Source organism: Vulcanococcus sp. Clear-D1 (assembly GCF_014654725.1).
Lineage (GTDB): Bacteria > Cyanobacteriota > Cyanobacteriia > PCC-6307 > Cyanobiaceae > Vulcanococcus.
This window is the reverse complement of record NZ_JACVZV010000018.1, coordinates 247,565-268,464: the sequence shown is the minus strand read 5'-3', so window position 1 is coordinate 268,464 and position 20,900 is coordinate 247,565. Positions and strand designations below refer to the sequence as shown.

20 protein-coding genes are annotated in these 20,900 nt (G+C 65.2%); 9 read left to right on the top strand and 11 right to left on the bottom strand.

Annotated elements, in window-relative coordinates:
* Positions 1 to 9: 9 nt before the first annotated feature.
* From H9532_RS08220 to H9532_RS08205, 4 genes are all read right to left on the bottom strand, one after another.
* Positions 10 to 1,110, bottom strand: a complete 1,101-nt coding sequence (locus tag H9532_RS08220; RefSeq protein ID WP_296367242.1) for an alpha-E domain-containing protein — start codon at positions 1,108 to 1,110, stop codon at positions 10 to 12.
* Complete coding sequence (locus tag H9532_RS08215; protein ID WP_296367240.1) at positions 1,104 to 2,606, bottom strand: circularly permuted type 2 ATP-grasp protein; 1,503 nt, start codon at positions 2,604 to 2,606, stop codon at positions 1,104 to 1,106. The genes H9532_RS08220 and H9532_RS08215 overlap by 7 nt, the downstream gene beginning before the upstream one ends.
* Before the next feature lie 611 nt (positions 2,607 to 3,217).
* The gene (locus H9532_RS08210) at positions 3,218 to 3,355 is read right to left on the bottom strand and encodes a hypothetical protein (RefSeq protein WP_296367238.1); all 138 of its coding nucleotides are present in this window, start codon (positions 3,353 to 3,355) and stop codon (positions 3,218 to 3,220) included.
* A complete protein-coding gene (locus H9532_RS08205) occupies positions 3,352 to 5,538 on the bottom strand; it encodes a molybdopterin oxidoreductase family protein (RefSeq protein WP_296367236.1) in 2,187 nt (728 codons plus the stop codon). Before H9532_RS08205 ends, H9532_RS08210 begins: the two co-directional genes overlap by 4 nt.
* A 50-nt stretch (positions 5,539 to 5,588) precedes the next feature.
* On the opposite strand from H9532_RS08205, the gene H9532_RS08200 reads away from it, so the two are divergent.
* Positions 5,589 to 6,185, top strand: a complete 597-nt coding sequence (locus tag H9532_RS08200; RefSeq protein ID WP_296367234.1) for a molybdenum cofactor guanylyltransferase — start codon at positions 5,589 to 5,591, stop codon at positions 6,183 to 6,185.
* Positions 6,186 to 6,190: 5 nt separating this feature from the next.
* A complete protein-coding gene (locus H9532_RS08195) occupies positions 6,191 to 7,249 on the top strand; it encodes a radical SAM protein (RefSeq protein WP_296367232.1) in 1,059 nt (352 codons plus the stop codon).
* On the opposite strand, the gene H9532_RS08190 is transcribed toward H9532_RS08195, so the two are convergent.
* The 3 genes from H9532_RS08190 to moaB are packed head-to-tail and all read right to left on the bottom strand — an operon-like array spanning position 7,246 to position 8,448.
* A complete protein-coding gene (locus H9532_RS08190) occupies positions 7,246 to 7,443 on the bottom strand; it encodes a hypothetical protein (protein WP_296367230.1) in 198 nt (65 codons plus the stop codon). The genes H9532_RS08195 and H9532_RS08190 overlap by 4 nt on opposite strands.
* The gene (locus H9532_RS08185; protein ID WP_296367227.1) at positions 7,412 to 7,945 is read right to left on the bottom strand and encodes an HPP family protein; all 534 of its coding nucleotides are present in this window, start codon (positions 7,943 to 7,945) and stop codon (positions 7,412 to 7,414) included. The genes H9532_RS08190 and H9532_RS08185 overlap by 32 nt, the downstream gene beginning before the upstream one ends.
* Complete coding sequence (moaB, locus tag H9532_RS08180; protein ID WP_296367225.1) at positions 7,942 to 8,448, bottom strand: molybdenum cofactor biosynthesis protein B; 507 nt, start codon at positions 8,446 to 8,448, stop codon at positions 7,942 to 7,944. Before moaB ends, H9532_RS08185 begins: the two co-directional genes overlap by 4 nt.
* A gap of 68 nt (positions 8,449 to 8,516) precedes the next feature.
* On the opposite strand from moaB, the gene H9532_RS08175 reads away from it, so the two are divergent.
* Positions 8,517 to 8,780 (top strand): MoaD/ThiS family protein, encoded by a 264-nt coding sequence (locus tag H9532_RS08175; RefSeq protein WP_296367224.1) that lies wholly within the window; start codon positions 8,517 to 8,519, stop codon positions 8,778 to 8,780.
* A gap of 10 nt (positions 8,781 to 8,790) precedes the next feature.
* On the top strand, positions 8,791 to 9,243 hold the full coding sequence (locus H9532_RS08170; RefSeq protein WP_296367222.1) for a molybdenum cofactor biosynthesis protein MoaE: 453 nt from the start codon (positions 8,791 to 8,793) through the stop codon (positions 9,241 to 9,243).
* Between the two features lie 2 nt (positions 9,244 to 9,245).
* On the opposite strand, the gene H9532_RS08165 is transcribed toward H9532_RS08170, so the two are convergent.
* Together H9532_RS08165 and moaC are read right to left on the bottom strand one after the other, a co-directional pair.
* Positions 9,246 to 10,481, bottom strand: coding sequence for a molybdopterin molybdotransferase MoeA (locus tag H9532_RS08165; RefSeq protein WP_296367220.1), 1,236 nt, complete (start codon positions 10,479 to 10,481; stop codon positions 9,246 to 9,248).
* Entirely contained in the window at positions 10,474 to 10,971 is a 498-nt protein-coding gene (moaC, locus tag H9532_RS08160; RefSeq protein WP_296367217.1) for a cyclic pyranopterin monophosphate synthase MoaC, read from the bottom strand. The genes H9532_RS08165 and moaC overlap by 8 nt, the downstream gene beginning before the upstream one ends.
* Positions 10,972 to 11,295: 324 nt before the next feature.
* Here moaC and H9532_RS08155 point away from each other — a divergent pair, with 324 nt between their 5' ends.
* From H9532_RS08155 to H9532_RS08140, 4 genes are all read left to right on the top strand, one after another.
* Positions 11,296 to 12,552: an MFS transporter gene (locus H9532_RS08155; protein WP_296367215.1), complete on the top strand. Its 1,257-nt coding sequence runs from the start codon at positions 11,296 to 11,298 to the stop codon at positions 12,550 to 12,552.
* Positions 12,553 to 12,587: 35 nt separating this feature from the next.
* Entirely contained in the window at positions 12,588 to 14,726 is a 2,139-nt protein-coding gene (gene ppk1, locus H9532_RS08150; protein WP_296367214.1) for a polyphosphate kinase 1, read from the top strand.
* A gap of 200 nt (positions 14,727 to 14,926) precedes the next feature.
* Positions 14,927 to 15,892, top strand: coding sequence for an RpoD/SigA family RNA polymerase sigma factor (locus H9532_RS08145; protein WP_296367459.1), 966 nt, complete (start codon positions 14,927 to 14,929; stop codon positions 15,890 to 15,892).
* A 10-nt stretch (positions 15,893 to 15,902) separates the two neighbouring features.
* The gene (locus H9532_RS08140) at positions 15,903 to 16,580 is read left to right on the top strand and encodes a dolichol kinase (protein WP_296367212.1); all 678 of its coding nucleotides are present in this window, start codon (positions 15,903 to 15,905) and stop codon (positions 16,578 to 16,580) included.
* Between the two features lie 8 nt (positions 16,581 to 16,588).
* On the opposite strand, the gene H9532_RS08135 is transcribed toward H9532_RS08140, so the two are convergent.
* Both H9532_RS08135 and H9532_RS08130 read right to left on the bottom strand, forming a co-directional pair.
* Complete coding sequence (locus H9532_RS08135; RefSeq protein WP_296367210.1) at positions 16,589 to 16,927, bottom strand: hypothetical protein; 339 nt, start codon at positions 16,925 to 16,927, stop codon at positions 16,589 to 16,591.
* 134 nt (positions 16,928 to 17,061) lie between these two features.
* Positions 17,062 to 18,135 (bottom strand): 3-deoxy-7-phosphoheptulonate synthase, encoded by a 1,074-nt coding sequence (locus H9532_RS08130; RefSeq protein WP_296367208.1) that lies wholly within the window; start codon positions 18,133 to 18,135, stop codon positions 17,062 to 17,064.
* 140 nt (positions 18,136 to 18,275) lie between these two features.
* Here H9532_RS08130 and acnB point away from each other — a divergent pair, with 140 nt between their 5' ends.
* Complete coding sequence (gene acnB / locus H9532_RS08125) at positions 18,276 to 20,891, top strand: bifunctional aconitate hydratase 2/2-methylisocitrate dehydratase (RefSeq protein ID WP_296367206.1); 2,616 nt, start codon at positions 18,276 to 18,278, stop codon at positions 20,889 to 20,891.
* Positions 20,892 to 20,900 lie beyond the last annotated feature (9 nt).

The window sequence follows — 20,900 nt, the reverse complement described above, 5'->3', positions numbered from 1 at the left end:
CAACCCTCCTCACACACCCGCCAGTTCGAGGTTGTCCTCAGCCATCAAATAGCGCTGATGCAACAGTGCATCGAGCTGATTGAGATCAGCCTGCAACTCATCGATGCAGTCATGAATGCCATCGCTCAGCATTTCCGCCATCGAGAGATGCATCCAGCGGGCCTGCAACAAGCCAGCCAGCCACTCCAGTTCCCCAACACGGCTCTGCGCCGATAGCTCTTGGGCCCGTTGCGGCAGATCAGCACCTAAGCGATAAAGACGCTGGCGTGTATTGGCCGAATCGCTGAGGCGATCCAGCAACTGGTCAAGATGCTGCAACTGCGTGGAGCACTGCGCATCCTCCACAAGCCCTCGCAAGGCGCGGTTGATCGCCTCGATGCAGTGGGCGACCGATCGGGGGAAGCGCTCATCCAGGAGCAAATAAGCGCTGACACTCGCAGCAGCAATCGGCTCGCTGACTTGTTGCCGGTACATCTGATACCCACCCAGACAGCGCAGCACACCGGTCCAGTGCAGTTCTTCCATCACAGGCTCCGGCAGTGGCGAACTCAATCCTGCATGCGGCATCTCGGTGAGCAACCAGTTCGCATCCAGCAGACGGCTGGTCTTGTCGGCCCGCTCCATCCAGCGACCCAGCTGACCAAAATCCCAGGCATGATCGCGACTCTGGGTGGCATCCATCACGCCATAGAACAATTCGCAGCCGCGGCGAATGTCACGCAAGGCTTCCTGCAGAGGCTGCTCCCAGAAACTGGCGTCCTGCACCGTCCAATGCAATTCGTTGAGCTGCTCCCACACCTCTGTGGTGATGCGATCACGAATCTGGCGAGCGTTTTCACGGGCAGCCGCCAAACAGCTCGTAATGCTGCTGGGATTATCAACGCGATGGGCCAGAAACTCACAACAGTTGGAAGCGTTACAGATCAGGTAGCACTCACGAAACAACTCGGCGACACCGCTAGTTTCAAGCAGCGGCTGCCAGAGATTGCGCACCTCATCACCACTATCGAGGGCTAGCGCAATGCTGATTTCGAGAAAACGAGCAAAATTGTCTGCCCGTTCCACATAGCGGTTGATCCAATACAGGGAATCAGCAACCCGGCTCAGCATGCGCTCACCTCCCGATCCGCACCAGCACTCACTCTCGAACCTGCGAGATCTGCCCGGCCGCCAGTTGGGGTCTCAATGATCCAGGTGTCTTTGCTGCCACCACCTTGAGACGAATTCACCACCAGCGAGCCGCGCCGCAGCGCTACCCGGGTCAAGCCACCCGGGGTGATCCAGGTGTCTTGACCGCGCACGATGTAAGGCCGTAGATCAACATGGCAGGCGGCGATGCCGTCCTCGAGCAATGACGGCACTGTCGAGAGCGCCAGCGTGGGTTGAGCGATGTAGTTGCGGGGATTGGCGTGGATCTTCTCCGCAAATTCCTGGCGCTGCGCTTCTGTGCTGCTCGGCCCAATCAACATGCCGTAGCCACCAGCCTCTGATACCGCCTTCACCACCAATTGATCAAGATGGGCCAGCACATGCTCGCGCTCTAGAGGAATGCCACAACGGAATGTGGGCACGTTCTCGATAATCGCCTCCTCGCCGAGGTAGTAGCGAATCATTTCCGGCACATAGGTGTAAATCAACTTGTCATCAGCCACGCCCGTGCCAGGAGCATTGGCGATGGCCACTCGGCCCTTGGCGTACACCTCCATCAGCCCACGCACGCCCAGCATCGAATCAGCGCGGAAAACGGTGGGATCGAGGAAGTCATCATCGATGCGCCGGTAGATCACATCCACAGGCTCAAGCCCCTGGGTGGTACGCATCCATACCCGCCCATCGTGGCAACGGAGATCACGGCCCTCCACCAGCTCAATTCCCATCTGGGTAGCGAGATAGCTGTGCTCGAAATACGCACTGTTGTAAACACCAGGAGTGAGCAGCACCACCTTGGGCTGCTGCGTCCAAGGTGCGAGCGAACGCAAAGCCTCAAGCAGCCGTGAGGCATAGCCCTCGGTGGAGCGCACGCGCAGGCTGGCAAAGAGACCCGGCAATGTGCGCTTCATCACCTTGCGATTTTCCAGGTGATACGACACGCCGGATGGACAACGCAGATTGTCTTCCAAGACCCGCCAGGTGCCTTCACCATCGCGCACCAGATCCAGGCCAGAGATATGACACCAGCGACCACGAGGCGGCGCGAGATCCAGCATCTGAGGCCGCCAACCCTGCGAGCTCTCCACATCCTCGCGGGGAATCACCCCATCAGAAAGAATGCGCTGCCGACCATAGACATCAGCGAGAAAGCGATCGATCGCTTCAATACGCTGAATCAAACCCTGCTCTAATCGCTGCCATTCCGGAGCCAGAATCAAACGCGGCAACGGATCAAAGGGCAGGATGCGCTCACCAACCTCCGCCGAAGAACTATTCAACCGAAACGTCGCACCTTGTCGCAGCAACAACTCGGCCGCTCGCCCATGGTGTTGGCGCAGTGTGCTTTCCGGAATCGCACCCAACATCTCCAGCAAAGGGGCCAGTCCCGGCCTGGCCTCGCCATCTGGGCAGAAATACTCATCAAACCCATCGACTTGCCTGTAGTCAGCAAACATGTCTGCCTCCCAGTCGCTATACCCTGGCAAAGCACGGGTCGATTCTTTGTAACAGCCTGAACTCTCAACGGTAGCGAGGACAAGTGTCAGCCCTACAAGCCATTGAGTTGGTCGTACAAGTTGGCAATCAGTTGGCGTCCTTGCTGTCGCAACAGCGGAAGCCTTTGCTGGGCTTCTTCACGAATACGCGCCGGCCCGTTCTCCCCAAGAGCTCCAATCACAAACGCTGCGTCCTCGTCCAACCAGCGCTCCAGGGTGGAGGAGTCGATCTCGATGTGAAACTGCAGGCCTAGGCTGATGGCGACTAGCAAAACGCCTGTTCAGGGCAATGCAGGCTTAAGGCCAGGATCTGGGCGCTTGCAGGAAGCAGGCAGCGATCTCCGTGCCAGTGGAGAACCAGTTGATGGGGATCCAATCCCTGGAGCAAGGGCTTGTGCTGCGGCTTGGGCCACCAACTGACCGCCCCAAACCCACCTCCCGCAGGAGCCTGGGGGGATCACCCACCTGCAACGGCACGGCAGTACCACCGGCAGCCAGGAGTAGGCGGCATCGCCCAGATCGGCCACACCCATGGGCCCGCCCAACACAAGCAAGCAATCCGCATTCCCCAGCTACGGCAGCGGGTCACCCAGATCCAAGCGAGAGATGAGCACCGTCCAGCCCCGGGCCAAGGCCTCCAACGCAAACAAACCTGGGCCTTCGCGCTCCACGTGCTGCAGCACCACCAACCGCTTCAGAGCTGCCCTCACGGCACAGGCCGCACCTGAACAGCCGCGGCCTTGAGTTCCGGCTGTTTGGAGTGCTGGCAAGCCTGCTCATGCATCAGGCGATTGGCCTCGCAGGCGTTCTCCTGACTGGCCCCCCAGTGCATCGGCAGGAACACCGTGCCCTGGCGGATGCGATCGGTGATCGCCACCTTGGCGTGGATGCTGCCGCGGCGGGAACACACCTCTGCCGTAGCGCCATCCATCAGGCCGTTCCCGGCTGCATCGGCGGGATGCACCTCCAGTAGAGCTTCAGGGTGCTGCTGGTTCACCCGCGCCACATGGGCCGTGCGGGTCATGGTGTGCCAGTGGCCCAGATAGCGGCCCACGGTGAGCACGAGCGGAAACTGCTCGCAGGGCGGTTCGGCGAGACCGAAGGGCTGCTCCGCTAAAAAGCGCGCTTTGCCGGTTGGCGTGGGGAACTGATGGTCGCCGTAGAGGCGCGGCTGACCACCGCCGGGTGCTGTACCGGCGGGGAAGGGCCACTGCTGCGGTCCATGCTCAGCCAGTAAGCCATGGCTGAGGCCGCTGAGGTCACACACCCGGCCGGCGGTGAGCGCCGTGAACTCGGCATACACCTGTTCAGCAGAGCCGTAGCTGAACTGCTGCTCAAAACCCAGCCGCCGGCCCAGCTCCGCAAAGATCGCCCAATCCGGCCGCGCCTCACCGGGGGGCTCTCGGAAGGCCGGGCAGTGGGTGACGCGCCGCTCCGAGTTGGTCATCACGCCGCTCTTCTCGCTCCACTGGGCCGCCGGCAGCAGCAGATGGGCCACCGCGGCGGTTTCGGTGCCGGCATAGGCCTCGCTCAGCACCACCATTGGGCAATTGGTGGCCGCAGCGCGCACCCGATCCAGGGCCGGCATGCTCACCAGCGGGTTGGTGGCGGCGACCCACCACAACCCCAGCTCACCGCGCTCCATCGCTTCGATCTGATCCCACACCGCCAGGCCCGGAGCCGGGGCGATCGAGCCGGCCGCAAACCCCCAGTGGCGCTCTACCTCGGCGCGGTGCTCGGCATTGGCGACAAAGCGATAGCCCGGCAGCAGCTGCGCCAGCCCTCCGGCCTCGCGGCCGCCCATCGCATTGGGCTGACCGGTGAGCGAAAAGGGGCCGGCGCCGGCGCGGCCAATCTGGCCGGTAGCCAAATGCAAATTGATGATCCCGGCCACGGTGGCCGTGCCCTCGCTGCTCTGGTTCACCCCCATCGACCAGAGGCTGAGCACCCCGGCGGCTTCGGCCCACCACTGAGCCAGTTGGCGCAGGTCGGCTTCGGCGATGCCGCAGAGATCGCACACCCGCTGGGGCGTCCACTGCTGCCACAGCTCCCTGAGCTCGGCGAAGCCCTCGGTGTGATCGGCGATGAAGCGCGCATCGAGCGCCTGCAGCTCCAGCAGCAGATGCCCGATGCCCTGGAGCAGCACCAGATCGCTGCCCGGACGGATCGCCAGATGCAGATCAGCCGGATCGGAGGTGGCCGTGGCGCGGGGGTCTACCACCACCAGCCGCAACGCGTCTTTCTGCTTGCGCTTGCGCTTCAGCAGCCGTTGAAACAACACCGGATGGCATTCGGCGGTGTTGGTGCCGATCAGGAACACCAGATCGGCGGTATCGAGATCGTCGTAGCAGCAGGGCGGGCCATCGGAACCCAGGCTGCGGGCATAGCCGGCTACCGCCGAGCTCATGCACAGGCGGGAGTTGGCATCGAAGTTGTTGCTGCCCAAAGCACCCTTGAGCAGCTTGTTGGCCACGTAGTAGTCCTCGGTGAGGAACTGGCCGGAGCCATAGATCGCCAGACCCTGGGGCCCCTGCTGCTCGAGCGTGGCGCGGATGCGCTCCACCAGCAGGCCAAAGGCCTTCTCCCAGCTGATCGGCGCGAAGGGTTGATCAAGCCGCTCTCGCCACAGCGGTGTGGTGAGGCGGTTGTGGTGGAGGGTTTCACCCACCGTGGCGCCCTTCACGCACACCTGCCCGAGGGAAGAGGGATGGTGGCGATCGCCGCGGGCTGTCCACTGCGGATCGCCGGGATCCTTGGGGGGCTTCAGTTCCAGGCCGCAACCCACACCGCAGTAGGGGCACTGCGCCCGGGCCGTCTGGGAGCCAGGATCAGCGGCAACAGCAGCCGTGGCGACGTGAGGAGCGTTCAGCGGGGCGGGAATCGCGGCTGCCATTGGATCAAGGCGCCTGGCACAACCCTGTGACGACCGCTACCAAACCAGGGATGCCAACCCTGGAACCCGAGCCCATCCCAGCTCTGCGCTGCTGCCTGCTCAGCGGTGGTGCCAGCCAGCGCATGGGGCAGGACAAAGCGCTGCTGCCCCATCCCGCAGGTGGCAATTGGCTGGAGCACACCTTGCAGTTGCTGGCGGAGCTGGATGCACCGATCACGCTGCTGAGCCGCTGGCCGCAACACCTGGCGCAGGCGGAGGCACTGGCACTGCCGCAACTGGAGGCCGTGACAGAGCTGCCACCTTGGGAGGGGCCCTTGCTGGCGTTGCATCGCCTGATGGAGCGGCATCCAGATGCCCGGCTCCTGCTGGCACCGGTGGACATGCCGCATCTCAACGCCGCCGCACTGCACACCCTGCTCGCGGCCGCTGCCATGGCTCCGCAACGCATCCATCTGGCCCACGACGGCGCCCGCAGCCAACCCCTGCTGGGGGTCTACCCGAGCCAGGCGCCCATCCACAGGGCCCTGGCCGAAGCCGTCAGCAGCGGAGAGCGCCGGCTGCTGCGATGGTTGGACGGCCAACCCTGCAACCACGTGCACCTCCCCGCTGCCACGATCCGGAATGTGAACAGCCCTGCCGAGCTGTGACCCGCATGGCCACCCCAGCGGCCAACCCAACATCCAGCGATCCACCGCTCGACGGGCTCGGCCGCCCGCTCGGCGTGCTGCGGCTCTCGCTCACGGCCCGCTGCAATCTGGCCTGCCCCTATTGCCTGCCGGATGAGCAGGAGCCCCCAGGCCTGCTCAGCCTCGAGCAACGGCACGCCGTGGTGCAGGCGGCAGTGGCTCTGGGTGCCCACAGCCTGCGGCTCACTGGCGGAGAACCCCTGCTACATTCCCAGCTCGAGCGCCTGATTGAGGCGGTGCAACCGCTGCGGACTCGGGGCCTGCGGGACATTGCACTCACCAGCAACGGCACCCTGCTCAGCGCCAAGCGCGCCCGGGCTCTGCGGGCGGCGGGCCTCGATCGCATCACCCTCAGCCTCGACGGCGCTGATGGCACCAGCGTGGCCCGGATGGCCGGCCTCAGCGATGCCACAGCCGGCGAGCGCACCCTGGCGGCGGTGCAGGCCGCGATCGGGCATGCGCGGGATGCGGGCTTCGATCCGGCGGCGGGAGCCCTCAAGCTCAATGCCGTGATCCAGCGCGGCCGCAACGACGATCAACTCCTGCCCCTGGCCGAGCTCTGCCGCGGGCAAGGGCTGGAACTGCGGTTGATCGAATACATGGATGTGGGCAGCCGCAACGGCTGGAGCCCGGCCGACGTGGTGAGCGCCAGCGAGATGACCGAACGCATCGGCTCCCGCTGGCCGCTGGAAGCGTTTGAACGGGATCTGCACAGCACCTCCCGCCGCTGGCGCTACCGCGATGGCACTGGTGGGATCGCCGTGGTGGCGTCCGTGAGCGAGCCCTTCTGCGGCGACTGCAACCGTCTGCGCGTCACCGCCGATGGGGTGGCCTACACCTGCCTGTTTGCAGCCCCGAGCAGTGGCCTGGACCTCCAGCCCTGGCTGCAGCCCAGCGCTGATCCCACTGGCTTGGAGCAGGCCTTAACCCAGCTGTGGCACAGCCGGCGCGACCGCTATAGCGAAGAGCGCCAAGCCAGCCCTGGCGGCCACCACCATGCCGAGATGGCGTATCTGGGCGGCTAGAGCAAGGCAGCCAGCCCCAGCAGCTTCAACGAGGCCAGCAGCAACACCACCGCCAGGCAACGGCGGATCCAGGCCACGGGCCAATGGCGGCTGCCCAAGCGCGAACCAATCGCCCCGGCAAGCCCCACAGGAATCAGCACCAGCAGCCATTCGGAGCGCCGATCACAACCAGTGCTGGGGATAGGGAAAGGCACCGGGCACCCAACGGCTGAAGGCCCAGGCCAACAGCACCAGCAGCAGCGAACCGCTCAACACGGGAAAGAGCAGAAAGCCCCAGGCCACCTTCAAATACACGGCCAGGAAGGCCATGCCACCGGCGGGGGGATGCAGGCAGCGCAGCTGCTGACCCAACAGGATCGTGAGGCCCACGGCTAAGGCCAGCACCAGCGGCCCCTGGCCAACGGCCGTGACCAGGGCCACACCCACCAAGCCACCGATCCCATTGCCGAGCACGATGTTGCGCGGTTGAGCCAGAGGGCTGGCGGGGTAGCCAAACAAGAGCACGCACGACGCACCCAAGGGCGCCACGATCAACAGCTGGCCGCTCCACAGGGAGAGCAGGCCCAGCAACAACACAGCACAGAGCGCCGCCAGCGAGGTGACCCCGATCTGATTCAGCCGAAAACGGGGCTGATAACGCCGGCCGCGGCGGCGTTCGCGCCGGGCTGCCACATGCAGACGACGCCAACGGCTCACCCGGCCGGCTCCGTGAGCCTGGGCAGCAGCTGCACCAGGTTGCAGGGGCGGGTGGCTTCGTTGAGCTGAGCTGAAATCAGGCGATCCCAGGCGGTTTCCACCGCATCCAGCGATCCCGGGAGCACAAAAATCACCGTGCCATTGGCCACGCCAGCCAAGCAGCGGCTCTGCAGGGTGCTGGTGCCGATTGTTTCAAAGGAGAGAACGCGAAAGAGCTCGCCAAAACCCTCAATCGTCTTATCGAGCAGGGGTGCCACGGCTTCAGGGGTGCCGTCGCGGCCGGTGAGGCCAGTGCCGCCGCTGCTGATCACCACCTGCACAGCGGGGTCGGCGATCCAGCGGCTCAGCTCAGCGCGGATCTGATAACGGTTATCGGGCACGATGCAGCGCTCCACAAGGCGGTGGCCGCCCGCCTCGAGCCGCTGCTGCAGGGCATCACCGGAGCGATCGTCCGCCCGGGTGCGGGTGTCGGACACCGTGAGCAGAGCGATGGTGAGGCTCAAGTCATCAGCGAAGGAGAAGAAGCCATGCTCGCAAGGGATCGGATGCAGCGATGGTTAGCGTTGTGTTCATGGCTGAACCATGTGCGGGAGAGATCCGGATCCTGCTGTTCGCTGGGCTTTGCGAACAGGCCGGCTGGGCTGAACAACAGTGGCCGGCAAACCCAAACGACGATGCCAGGCTCACACCCCGTCAGCTGTGGTTGAAGTTGCAGCTGCCCGGCGATCTCGATCAAGCGGTCCGAGTGTCGATCAACCGGCAATTCGCCGACGCCGACACCCCCCTGCAGCCCGGCGATGAGCTCGCCTTTCTGCCACCCATCAGCGGAGGCTGAGGCTGAAGCCATGCAGCTCAGGATCGATCTCCACAGCACCGGCTTCGAGCCGCTCGTTGTGCTGACGCGTTGGCAGGACGAGCAACAGCACAGAAGCAACGTTCAAAGTGCCGCTGAGGCTTTCTTTATCGGCCGGGTGCGTGGCGTAGCCGCGGATGGCCGTGAGCTGGAAGCCCTCGAGCTCGAGCACTACCCCGGCATGACCGAGCTGCAGTTGGAGCGGCTCGCCCTCGATTGCTGCAACCGCCATGGGGTGATCAGCTGCCTGGTGCAGCACCGCATTGGCCGGGTGCTCCCAGGCGAAGCGATCGTGCTGGTGGCCATCGGCGCCGACCGCCGCGGCCCGGCCCAGCGCTGCTGCCAGGAACTCCTGGAGGCCCTCAAACACCACGCACCCTTCTGGAAGCGCGAGTGGCGCGCCGACGGCAGCAGCGAATGGCTCAGCGGCAACACACCGCTCTGAACTCAAAACACAGGCAAACGCAACAGCTGCGCCCACAGCTCCGTGCCCGCCTCCAGGGCCCCCAGCTCCGCCGGGATCTCCAACAGCAGATCAGCGCCCTGCAGCGAACCGATGCGGGAGGAGGCCTGCGAGCCTTCAATGCGCGCCCAGAGCCCGCCATCGGCCGCCACCGCCAACTGAGCCCGGGCCAGCTCAGGCCTCCCGGCACCACGGCGCAGCGGGGCCTCCAGCCGCACCTTCAGCCGCGGCAACAGCTGCAGCTCAGCACCCTCAAGCCGTTGCAGCGCCGGCCAGAGCAGTTGCAACGCCGTGATCGCTGCCGCCACCGGGTTGCCCGGCAGCCCCAAAAAGGGCACCCCCGCCACCTGTCCCCAGGCAAAGGGCCGTCCGGGTTTCAGGAACAGCTTCCAGAAGCGCACCGCTCCCAACTCCTCCACCAGCGGCCGGATCCAATCGCTATCGCCGGCCGACACGCCACCCGTGCTCACCACCACGTCACACTCCTGCGCCAGCTCCCGCAAAGCAGCACGCAACGGTTCCGGCTGATCCACCACCACGCGCCGATCGGCAACGGTGTATCCCAGCCGCTGCAGCAACGCCGTGAGCAAGGCCGAATTGCTCTCCCAGATCTGGCCCGGGCCACGCTCCGTACCGGGCGGCAGCAATTCATCCCCGCTGATCAACAGGCCCAATCGTGGCCGGCGCGTCGCCTGCAGCTGCTGCACGCCGCAACTGGCGAGGCGCCCTAGATCAGCCACCCCCAGCCGCTGACCCGCCGGCACCAGCTCCTGGCCTGGGGCAGCCTCCTCGCTGGGTTGACGAATCCAGGCGTTGGGTCCGCAGGATTTCACTAGTGCGAGGTGCTCACCCTCCAGCGCCACCAACTCCTGGGGCAGCACCCGTTCACTGCCCTCCGGCACCACCGCTCCGGTGAGGATGCGCACCGCTTCACCGGCAGCCAGCGCCCTGCCATAGGGCGCGCCGGCGGCTGAGGCCCCCACCAACCGCCACTGCTGGCCTGGCTCGGGCTGGGCCCCGCCGGCAATGGCATACCCATCCATGATGGAGGCCCGAAAACCGGGCACCGCAGCGGCAGCCACCAGGGGAGCCGCTGTGGTGCGGCCGAGGGCCTGCGTGAGCGGCAGCGTTTCCTCGAGCCCCAGGGGCTGCAACGCTTCCAAGATCTGAGCGCGGGCCTGCTCCAGCGGCAGGCCTTCACGGCCGTAGGGCTCAGTCATCGCACTGCCAGTCGCCATGGCGGCCGCCGCTCTTGCTCAGCAAGCGCACGCCGCTGATCGTCATCGCCGGGTCGGCGGATTTGAGCATGTCGTAGAGGGTGAGCAAGCCCACTTGGACGGCCGTCAGAGCCTCCATCTCCACCCCAGTGCTGCCGGTGGTGCGAGCGCTGGCCTCCAAGCGCAGGCCGCTGCCATCGGCGCTGGGCTCAATCGCCACCTCCACGCCGCTCAAGGCGATCGGGTGGCACAGGGGGATCAACTCCCAGGTGCGCTTGGCGGCCTGGATCGCCGCCACCCGAGCCACCGCCAACACATCCCCCTTGGGAGCACGGCCCTCCAGCACCAGAGCCAACACCTCCGGGCGCATCACGATCAGCCCTTGAGCCCGCGCTTCGCGGCGGGTGGCCGGCCGCTCTCCCACCTCCACCATGTGCACCTCGCCGGCGGCGTTGAGATGGCTGAGGGACGTTGACGGCAACTCCGGCGGCATAGCTGAGGCTGCAAGCAATCGCCCACCATCCTGATCGGCTTGCAGCACGTTGCTGAGAAAACCAAAGACTTTCCGTATCGGGTGGAAGCAACCCCGCAACCGCTCTACCTTTCCCAGCACCTTGAGGGTTGTCAGATGCTTGTAAAAAGCGGGAGCGGCTCCTTTTCGATGGTGGGTGGGTTTGTGATGAGCGCCCCGCAACATCACAGTCAGCGCCCTCAGCAGACCACCGGCTTTGCGCTGCTGTGGAACCAGCTGCTCAAGCGCTTCCGATAGTCGCCGCATTCCGCATGGGATGGTGAGCCCACACCCGGGCCCATCCCCATGCGCTGGAGCCGCCCCTCCACCAGCCTCTGCGCGTTCGTCACGCTGCTGAACGATCGGCTGGGGGAGAGCATCGTGTTTCCGCTGCTGCCGTTTCTGCTGGCGAGCTTCACCAGCAACGGCCGGACCCTGGGCCTGCTGGCGGGCAGCTACGCCCTGGCGCAGTTCGCCTTCACTCCCCTGATCGGCGCCCTGAGCGACCGCTACGGCCGCAAACCGGTGATCGCCGCCTGCGTGGCTGGATCCGTGCTTGGGCTCGGGCTGTTCGCCATCACCCTCAGCATCGATTGGCAGGCCATCCCCTGGGCCGCCGGCAGCCTGATCCCCCTGGCCCTGTTGTTTGGGGGCCGTCTAATCGACGGGGTGAGCGGCGGCACCGCCGCCACCGCCGGCGCCGTGCTGGCCGACATCTCCACCCCAGAGAACAGGGCCAAGGCCTTTGGCCTGATCGGCGTGGCCTTCGGGCTGGGTTTCATCCTCGGGCCAGCCTTCGGCGGGTTGCTCGCGGGCTTCAGCGTCACCCTGCCGGTGTGGGTGGCCACCGGTTTTGCGCTGATGAACCTGGTGCTGGTGCTCACCGTGCTGCCGGAAACCCATCCGCCGGAGGCCCGTCAGGCGATGCCGCGCAAACGGGATCTCAATCCCTTGGTTGCCCTCAAGCGGGTGTTCACGAACCCGCAGGTCCGCCGCCTCTGCGCTGCCTTTTTCCTCTTCTTCCTGGCGTTCAACGGCTTCACCGCCGTGTTGGTGCTCTATTTCAAACAGGTGTTCAACTGGGGGCCTGGGCTGGCCACCACCGCGTTCCTGGTGGTGGGCGTGGTGGCCACGGTGGTGCAGGGCGGCCTGATCGGCCCACTGGTCAAGCGGTTCGGTGAATACAGGCTCACCCTGGCGGGGCTGGGCTTTGTGATCGTGGGCTGCCTGCTGATCCCCCTGGCCCGCGCCGACAACGCCGCTGCCGTGGTGTTCAGCGCCGTGGCGATCCTGGCCCTGGGCACCGGTCTGGTCACGCCGAGCCTGCGGGCGCTGGTGTCCCGCCGGCTGGGAGACAGCGGCCAGGGCGCAGCCCTGGGCAGCCTGCAGGGTCTGCAAAGCCTGGGCAGCTTCATCGGCCCACCGCTGGCCGGCTTCAGCTACGACCTGCTCGGCCAGCGCAGCCCCTTCTGGCTCGGCATCGCCTTGCTGATGGGCGTGGCATCGCTGGTGGCAGGAGGCCTGCCGTCAAGTGGCGAGGGCACGCAAAACAGCCCAACCTGATTGCTAATTTGCTCAATCAGGTTGATCGGTGCTGAATGGCTGAACCCGCAGTGGCTCCCGAGCTTTACATCAACCGGGAGCTCAGCTGGGTGGCCTTCAACCAACGGGTGCTGGCCCAGGCGCTGAGCGAACACACGCCACTGCTGGAGCAGGCGAAATTCAGCGCCATTTTCAGCAACAACCTCGACGAATTCTTCATGGTGCGTGTGGCTTCATTGAAGTCACAGATCGAAGCCGGCGTTCAAACCCTCAGCGACGACGGCCTCACACCCAGCCAACAGCTGGTGAAGGTGCGCGAGGCCCTGGCACCGCTGCTCAGCCAGCAGCAAGCCCATTACCGCCATTACCTCAAGCACCAACTGGCTGAAGCTGGGGTGCACCTGATCGACTACGCGAAGCTCAACAAGAAGCAGCAGGCGTGGATCAACACCTACTTCCAGAACGCCATCTTCCCGGTGCTCACCCCACTGGCGGTCGACCCGGCCCATCCCTTCCCCTTCATCAGCAACCTCAGCCTCAACATTGCGGCGCTGATTCGTGATCCCGAATCAGGCCAACAGCAGTTCGCACGGGTGAAGGTGCCGCAGAAAAACCTGCCGCGCTTCGTCCAACTGCCGGTGGAGCTGAGCGACCACGCCCCCACACCGGTGTACACCGCGGTGCCGCTGGAGCAGGTGGTGGCGTTCAACCTGCAGCTGCTCTTCCCCGGCATGACCGTGGAAGGCCACTACTTCTTCCGTGTCACCCGCGACGCCGACCTGGAACTGCGCGACCTCGAAGCCGACGATCTGATGGAGGCCCTGCAACAGGGCCTGCGCAAGCGGCGCATGGGCGGTGAGGTGGTGCGCCTGGAAGTGGCCGATGAGATGCCGCAGGACGTGGTGGATCTGCTGCTGGAGGGCACAGGTGTGGAGCCGGCCGACCTCTATCGGGTGAATGGCCCGCTCGGCCTCGACGACCTGATGAGCCTGATGAGCGTGCCGCTGCCCAAGCTCAAGGACAAGCCCCATCGCGGCCGCACCCCAGCCGTTCTGGCCCGCGCCCAGAAGGGCCTCTTGGAAGACGGCTCCATCAAGGCTGAAGAATTCGAGAGCATCTTCTCGGTGCTGCGCCGCGGCGATGTGCTGCTGCATCACCCCTTTGATCTGTTCTCCACCTCTGTGGAGGAGTTCATCAACCAGGCCGCCGACGACCCCTCGGTGCTCGCCATCAAGATGACGCTCTACCGGGTGTCGAAGGATTCGCCGATCATCGCGGCCCTGATCCGCGCCGCCGAAAACGGCAAACAGGTGATGGCCCTGGTGGAGCTCAAAGCTCGCTTCGATGAAGACAACAACATTCAGTGGGCCCGGCAGCTGGAGCGCTCCGGCGTGCACGTGGTGTATGGCGTGATCGGGCTGAAGACCCACACCAAAATCACCCTGGTGGTGCGCAAAGAAAAGGAGAAGTTGCGCAGCTACTGCCACATCGCCACCGGCAACTACAACTCCCGCACCTCAACCCTTTACACCGATCTCGGGCTGCTTTCGGCGCGGCCTGAACTGGGCCAAGACCTCGCCGAGCTGTTCAACTACCTCACCGGCTTCTCCAAGCAGCAGGAATTCCGCCGGCTGCTGGTGGCACCGGTCACGTTGCGGCGGCGCATGCAGGAGCTGATCCAACGCGAAACCGAACACGCCCGTGCCGGCAGACCCGCCGGGATCAAGGCCAAGATGAACGCCTTGGTGGATCCGCGCATCATCGGCCTGCTGTATGAGGCCTCCCAAGCCGGGGTGCAGATCGATCTGGTGGTGCGCGGCATGTGCAGCCTGCGCCCTGGCGTGGAAGGCGTCAGCGACAACATCCGCGTGTCGAGCGTGATCGGTCGCTTTCTCGAACACTCACGCCTCTTCTGGTTCGCCAATGGCGGCAACGACGAGGCCTACATCGGCAGTGCCGACTGGATGGGGCGCAACCTCGATCGCCGGGTAGAAGCTGTGGTGCCGATTGAAGAGGCCACCCTCCACCAGAAGCTCCTCAACCTGATCGACGCCTATCTGGCGGACAACTGCACCGCCTGGGACATGCAGCCCGACGGCAGCTTCGTGCGCCGCATCCCCGACGAGGAGAACGTGGCCGTTCAGGCAGGCTTGATCGATGGCTGGCACCGCAACGCATCCGGCAGCGACACCTAGCTGTAAACACCGATACAAACAAGAAGAAATTCCAACGAAAATGCTGCAGTAAGTCTTCCGATTCGCGGCAGACTCGAGTTAGCAAACCTGCTACATTCCGGCCAAATCAATTCGAGGTCGGAGCAAAGAGCATGTCTCGCCACTCCAACAGACCTCAACCTCCCTCCACTGCCCAGCCCAACGCCGCTGGTTTCGACGCCATGGATGCCAACAACGCCACAGCTTCCGGGCCGACGAGCAACAGAACAACCACCCGAAACGGCGCCTCACGCCAGGGAGGTCGGCTCAGTGCTGATTCGATCGGCTGGTATCTGAGCAACATCGGCCGCGTGCCGCTGCTCACCCCCGCCGAAGAGATCGAACTAGCCCATCACGTGCAAGCGATGAAGCAGCTGCAGGAGCTGCCCAGCGATCAACTCACACCGCGCCAGAAGCACCAGATCCGCATGGGCTGCCGAGCTCGCGATCGGATGATGGCCGCCAACCTGCGCTTGGTGGTGAGCGTGGCGAAGAAGTATCAGAACCAGGGCCTCGAACTGCTTGATCTGGTGCAGGAAGGTGCCATCGGCCTGGAGCGCGCGGTCGACAAATTCGACCCCGCCATGGGCTACAAATTTTCCACCTACGCCTACTGGTGGATCCGGCAGGGGATGACGCGCGCCATCGACAACAGCGCCCGCACCATTCGTCTACCGATCCATGTGAGCGAAAAGCTCTCCAAGATGCGGAGGATCACCCGGGAGCTCTCGCACCGTTTCGGCCGGCAACCCAATCGGCTCGAGCTCGCCCATGCCATGGGCATGGCTCCCGAAGAACTCGAAGATCTGATCTCCCAGAGCGCGCCCTGCGCCTCCCTCGACGCCCATGCCCGCGGCGACGACGACCGCAGCACTCTGGGCGAGCTGATCGCCGATCCCAACAGCAACGAGTCCATGGATTCCATGGACCGCAACCTGCAGAAGGAGCACCTCGGCACCTGGCTGTCGCAGCTCAATGAGCGGGAGCGGCGCATCATCGAGCTGCGCTTCGGCCTCGAGGGCCATGAGCCGCTCACCCTCGCTGAAATCGGCCGTCAGATCAACGTGTCGCGCGAGCGGGTGCGGCAGCTGGAAGCCAAGGCCATTCTCAAGCTGCGCATGATGACCAATTATCAGCAGGCTGCCTGAGCCTGCGCCCTTGACCCCGGTTCTGATTCAACAGCTCACTGGCATCGTCGGGGTGCTTCTGTGGCTCGCCGTTGTGGTGGCTACTGCTCTTGCTGTGCGCCATCGCTTTCCCGAGCAACGGGAATGGAGCCGCAAGGTGGTGCACATCGGCACAGGCCCAGTGGTGTTGCTGGCCTGGGGGCTTGGAATCGCTCGCTGGGTGGCACTGCCCGCCGCCATCGCGGTCACCCTGGCCACGGCTCTGAATCACCGTTTCAGGCTGCTGGCCGCGGTGGAGGATGTCGATCGGCACAGCTACGGCACGGTTGCCTACGGCGCTTCGATCGCGATCCTGCTCGCGCTGTTCTGGCCGCATCAGCCCCTGGCCGTCGCCGCCGGCGTGCTGGTGATGGCGATTGGCGATGGCCTGGCCGGGCTGGTTGGGCCTCAGCTGCGCTCACCCCGCTGGCGCGTGCTGGGTCAAGGCAAATCCCTGGCCGGCACCCTGGCCATGGGTGGGGGAGCACTGGCGGTGCTGATCCTGTTGCAGCTGATGGCCCATAGCCAGGGCATCGCCGCGCCGGCCTGGCCCCAGCTCATCGCGATCGCACTGCTGGCCACGGCCCTCGAGCAAGGCAGCAGTTTCGGCATCGACAACCTCAGTGTCCCCCTCAGCGCCGGCTTGCTCTGGCAGCACTGGGCGCACTGACGCCGGACTCAGGCCAAAAGCATCGCCTCGCAGCGCCGCTCCCAGTCGTGCTGGGTGCCCAGACCAGCCACCAAGCGGCGGTCATCGGGCTCCGCCAACAGGCGCAACTGCCACTGACGGATCGCTTCAGCGCGCTCCAACCACACATCCACCACGGTGGTGTGGATCAGATCAAGCTCCCAACCACGCCCCCGGGCCGTATCCAGCGCCCAGCCGAGCAACGCATCGAGCTGGAAGGGGCGAAAGCCCGCAAAGGCAGGCCCCTGCCCATCGCTCGCACTGCTCTGCTCGAGATAGAAGAGCTGCAAGGGATCAGACACGCCACAGAACTGCAGGAGATAGGTCATCAGCAGACCTCCTGATTGCGACTGAATCAAAGCTACGCAGCGCCGATCAGGGCGCTGTTCACGCCAAACAGTTTGAAACTTCGCTGTGAATTAGCACTCCCAACAAGCGAGTGCTAATTCACCTCGGCACATGCTCAAACCAGTGCTGCAAACTTGCTTTTCGCCTGCGCAACCGCCCCAGCCAGCTCCGCCAGCACCTCACGGGTGGAGCCCAGATCGATGCAGGCATCGGTGATGCTCTGGCCGTACGTGAGCTGCGAGAGATCCGCCGGGATCTTCTGGTTACCAGCCACCAGATGGCTCTCGATCATCACGCCCATCACATGGGGTGAGCCAGCGCGCAGCTGCTCCGCCACCGCCGCGGCCACCTCGCCCTGACGGCGGTAGTCCTTGTTGGAGTTGCCGTGGCTGCAATCCACCATCACCCGGGCGGGTAGGCCGTCTTTCTCCAGGGCCGCCGCCGCCGCTTCGATCGCTTCCGTGTGGAAGTTGGTGCCCTGCTTACCGCCCCGCAGCACCAGGTGGCCATCGGGGTTGCCGGTGGTGGTCACAATCGCGGCGCTGCCTTCTTTGTTTATGCCCAGGAAATGGTGGGGGCGTGCAGCAGCCTCCATCGCATTGATGGCGGTGCTGGCGCTGCCATCGGTGCCGTTTTTGAAGCCAATCGGCATCGAGAGCCCCGAGGCCATTTCGCGGTGGGTCTGGCTCTCGGTGGTGCGTGCACCAATCGCAGTCCAACTGATCAGATCAGCGATGTATTGGGGCACCACCGGATCCAGCAACTCCGTGGCGGCCGGCAGGCCCATCTCCGCCAGATGCAGCAGCAGGCCGCGGGCCAACTTCAGGCCGGTGTTGATGTCGTAGCTGCCATCGAGGTGGGGGTCATTGATCAGCCCCTTCCAACCCACGGTGGTGCGGGGCTTCTCGAAATACACACGCATCACCACCTCCAGCTGATCGCGGTGGCGCTCGTGCTCTTGGGCAATGGCGGCCGCGTACTCCTTGGCGGCGTCCACGTCGTGCACCGAGCAGGGGCCCACGATCACCAGCAAGCGCTGGTCGTCGCCCCGGAGGATCGCCTTGATCCGCTCGCGCGCCTCACGCACCGTGGCCGCCGCTCCATCACCCAGGGGCAGCTCGCGGTGCAGCAGCGCCGGCGCCACCAGGGGCCTGGTTTCCACCACGTGGAGATCAGAGGTGGAGATCATGCCGGCAGCCGCGCAGGGGCAGGGGGATAGGGAAGCCTAAAAGCCCGATTGCAGCCGTTGCCACCAGAGCAAGGCAAGGCGGCAAAGAACAATGGGTGTCACGTCACAGTTCGTCAGGTCCGCAGGGGCCCCTTACGCCGATGGTTGCCAGCAGCTTCCTTGCCGAGTACCGCGCCGCCGCTGCGGAACGTGAAGCCCTGGGAATCCCGGCCCTGCCGCTCACGGCCGCCCAGTGCCAGGACCTCACGGAGCTGCTGCAGGCACCGCCCACCGGCGAAGAGGCCTTCCTGCTGCACCTGCTCTCCGAGCGCATCCCACCCGGTGTGGATGAAGCCGCCTACGTGAAGGCGGACTGGCTGAGCGCCGTGGCCCAGGGCAAGACCACCAGCCCGCTGGTGAGCCCTGTAGAGGCGGTGAACCTGCTCGCCACCATGATCGGCGGCTACAACGTGGGCGCACTGATCGAGCTGCTCTCGAGCAGTGATACCGCCATCGCCGAGGCCGCCGCCACGGGCCTCAGCCGCACCCTGCTCGTTTACGACGCTTACAACGATGTGCTGGAGCTGGCCTCCAGCAACCCGTACGCCAAGCGGGTGATCGACAGCTGGGCCAATGCCGAGTGGTTCACCGCCAAGCCGGAGCTGCCCGCGGAGATCACCGTGACGGTGTTCAAGGTGGAGGGCGAAACCAACACCGACGATCTGTCGCCGGCCACCCACGCCACCACCCGCCCCGACATCCCCCTGCACGCCACGGCGATGCTGGAAACCCGCATGCCCGGCGGCCTGGATCTGATCGCCGAGCTGAAGCAGAAGGGCCACCCCGTGGCCTACGTGGGTGATGTGGTGGGCACCGGCAGCTCCCGCAAATCCGCCATCAACTCGGTGCTCTGGCACACCGGCACCGACATCCCCCATGTGCCCAACAAGCGCAGCGGCGGCGTGGTGCTCGGCGGCAAGATCGCGCCCATCTTCTTCAACACCGCCGAAGACTCCGGCGCCCTGCCGATCGAATGCGACGTGACCGCCCTCAACTCGGGCGATGTGATCACGATCCGCCCCTACGCCGGCACGATCGAGCGCGCCGCCGGGGAGCCGGCCGCCGGCGAGATCGTGGCCCGCTTCGAGCTCAAGCCCAGCACGATCACCGATGAGGTGCGCGCCGGCGGCCGCATCCCCCTGCTGATCGGCCGCTCGCTGACAGACAAGGTGCGCGCCCAGCTGGGCCTCCCCGCCAGCGATCTGTTCATCCGCCCCACGGCCCCGGCCGACAGCGGCAAGGGCTTCACCCTGGCCCAGAAGATGGTGGGCAAGGCCTGCGGCCTGGCGGGTGTGCGCCCGGGGACCAGCTGCGAGCCGCTGATGACCACCGTGGGCTCCCAGGACACCACCGGGCCGATGACCCGCGATGAGATGAAGGAGCTGGCCTGCCTGGGCTTCTCCGCCGATCTGGTGATGCAGAGCTTCTGCCACACCGCGGCCTATCCCAAGCCCGTGGACCTCAAAACCCACGCTGAACTGCCCGACTTCATCAGCTCCCGCGGCGGCGTGGCCCTGCGCCCCGGCGACGGCATCATCCACAGCTGGCTCAACCGCATGCTCCTGCCCGACACCGTGGGCACCGGCGGCGACAGCCACACCCGCTTCCCCCTGGGCATCTCCTTCCCCGCCGGCTCGGGCCTGGTGGCTTTCGCGGCCGCCATCGGCGCCATGCCGCTGGACATGCCCGAATCGGTACTGGTGAAGTTCTCCGGCTCGCTGCAGCCGGGTGTGACCCTGCGCGATGTGGTGAACGCGATTCCCTACGTGGCGATCCAGCAGGGGCTGCTCACCGTGGAGAAAGCCGGCAAGAAGAACATCTTCAGCGGCCGGATCATGGAGATCGAAGGGCTGCCCGATCTCAAGCTCGAGCAAGCCTTTGAGCTCACCGATGCCACCGCCGAGCGCTCCTGCGCCGGCAGCACCATCAAGCTCTCCGTGGAAACGGTGAGCGAATACCTGCGCAGCAACGTGGCGCTGCTCAAGAACATGATTGCCCGCGGCTACAGCGATGAGCGCACCCTGGCCCGCCGCATCAAGGCGATGGAAGCCTGGCTCGAGAACCCGGTGCTGATGGAGGCCGACGCCGACGCCGAATACGCCGCCGTGATCGAGATCAACCTCGACGAGATCACCGAGCCGATCCTGGCCTGCCCCAACGACCCCGACAACGTGAAGACGCTGAGCGAGGTGGCGGGCGATCGCATCGATGAGGTGTTCATCGGCTCCTGCATGACCAACATCGGCCACTACCGCGCCGCCGCCACGGTGCTGGAAGGCCAGGGCGAGAACAGCGCCCGCCTCTGGGTGTGCCCGCCCACCCGCATGGATGAGGAGATGCTCAAGCAGGAGGGCTACTACGCCATCTTCGAGAAGGCCGGCTCCCGCATGGAGATGCCCGGCTGCTCGCTCTGCATGGGCAACCAGGCCCGCGTGGAGGACAACACCACCGTGTTCTCCACCAGCACCCGCAACTTCAACAACCGCCTCGGTAACGGCGCCCAGGTGTATCTCGGCAGCGCTGAACTGGCGGCGGTGTGCGCCCAGCTGGGCCGAATCCCCACCAAGGAGCAATACCTGGCGATTGCCGCCGCCAAGATCGACCCCCGCGGCGCCGAGCTCTACCGGTACCTCAACTTCGATCAAATCGAAGGCTTTGAAGACAGCGGCCGCGTGGTGAGCGCGGAGCAGGAAGCGAGAGTGTTGGCCGAGGTCTAAGCCAAAACT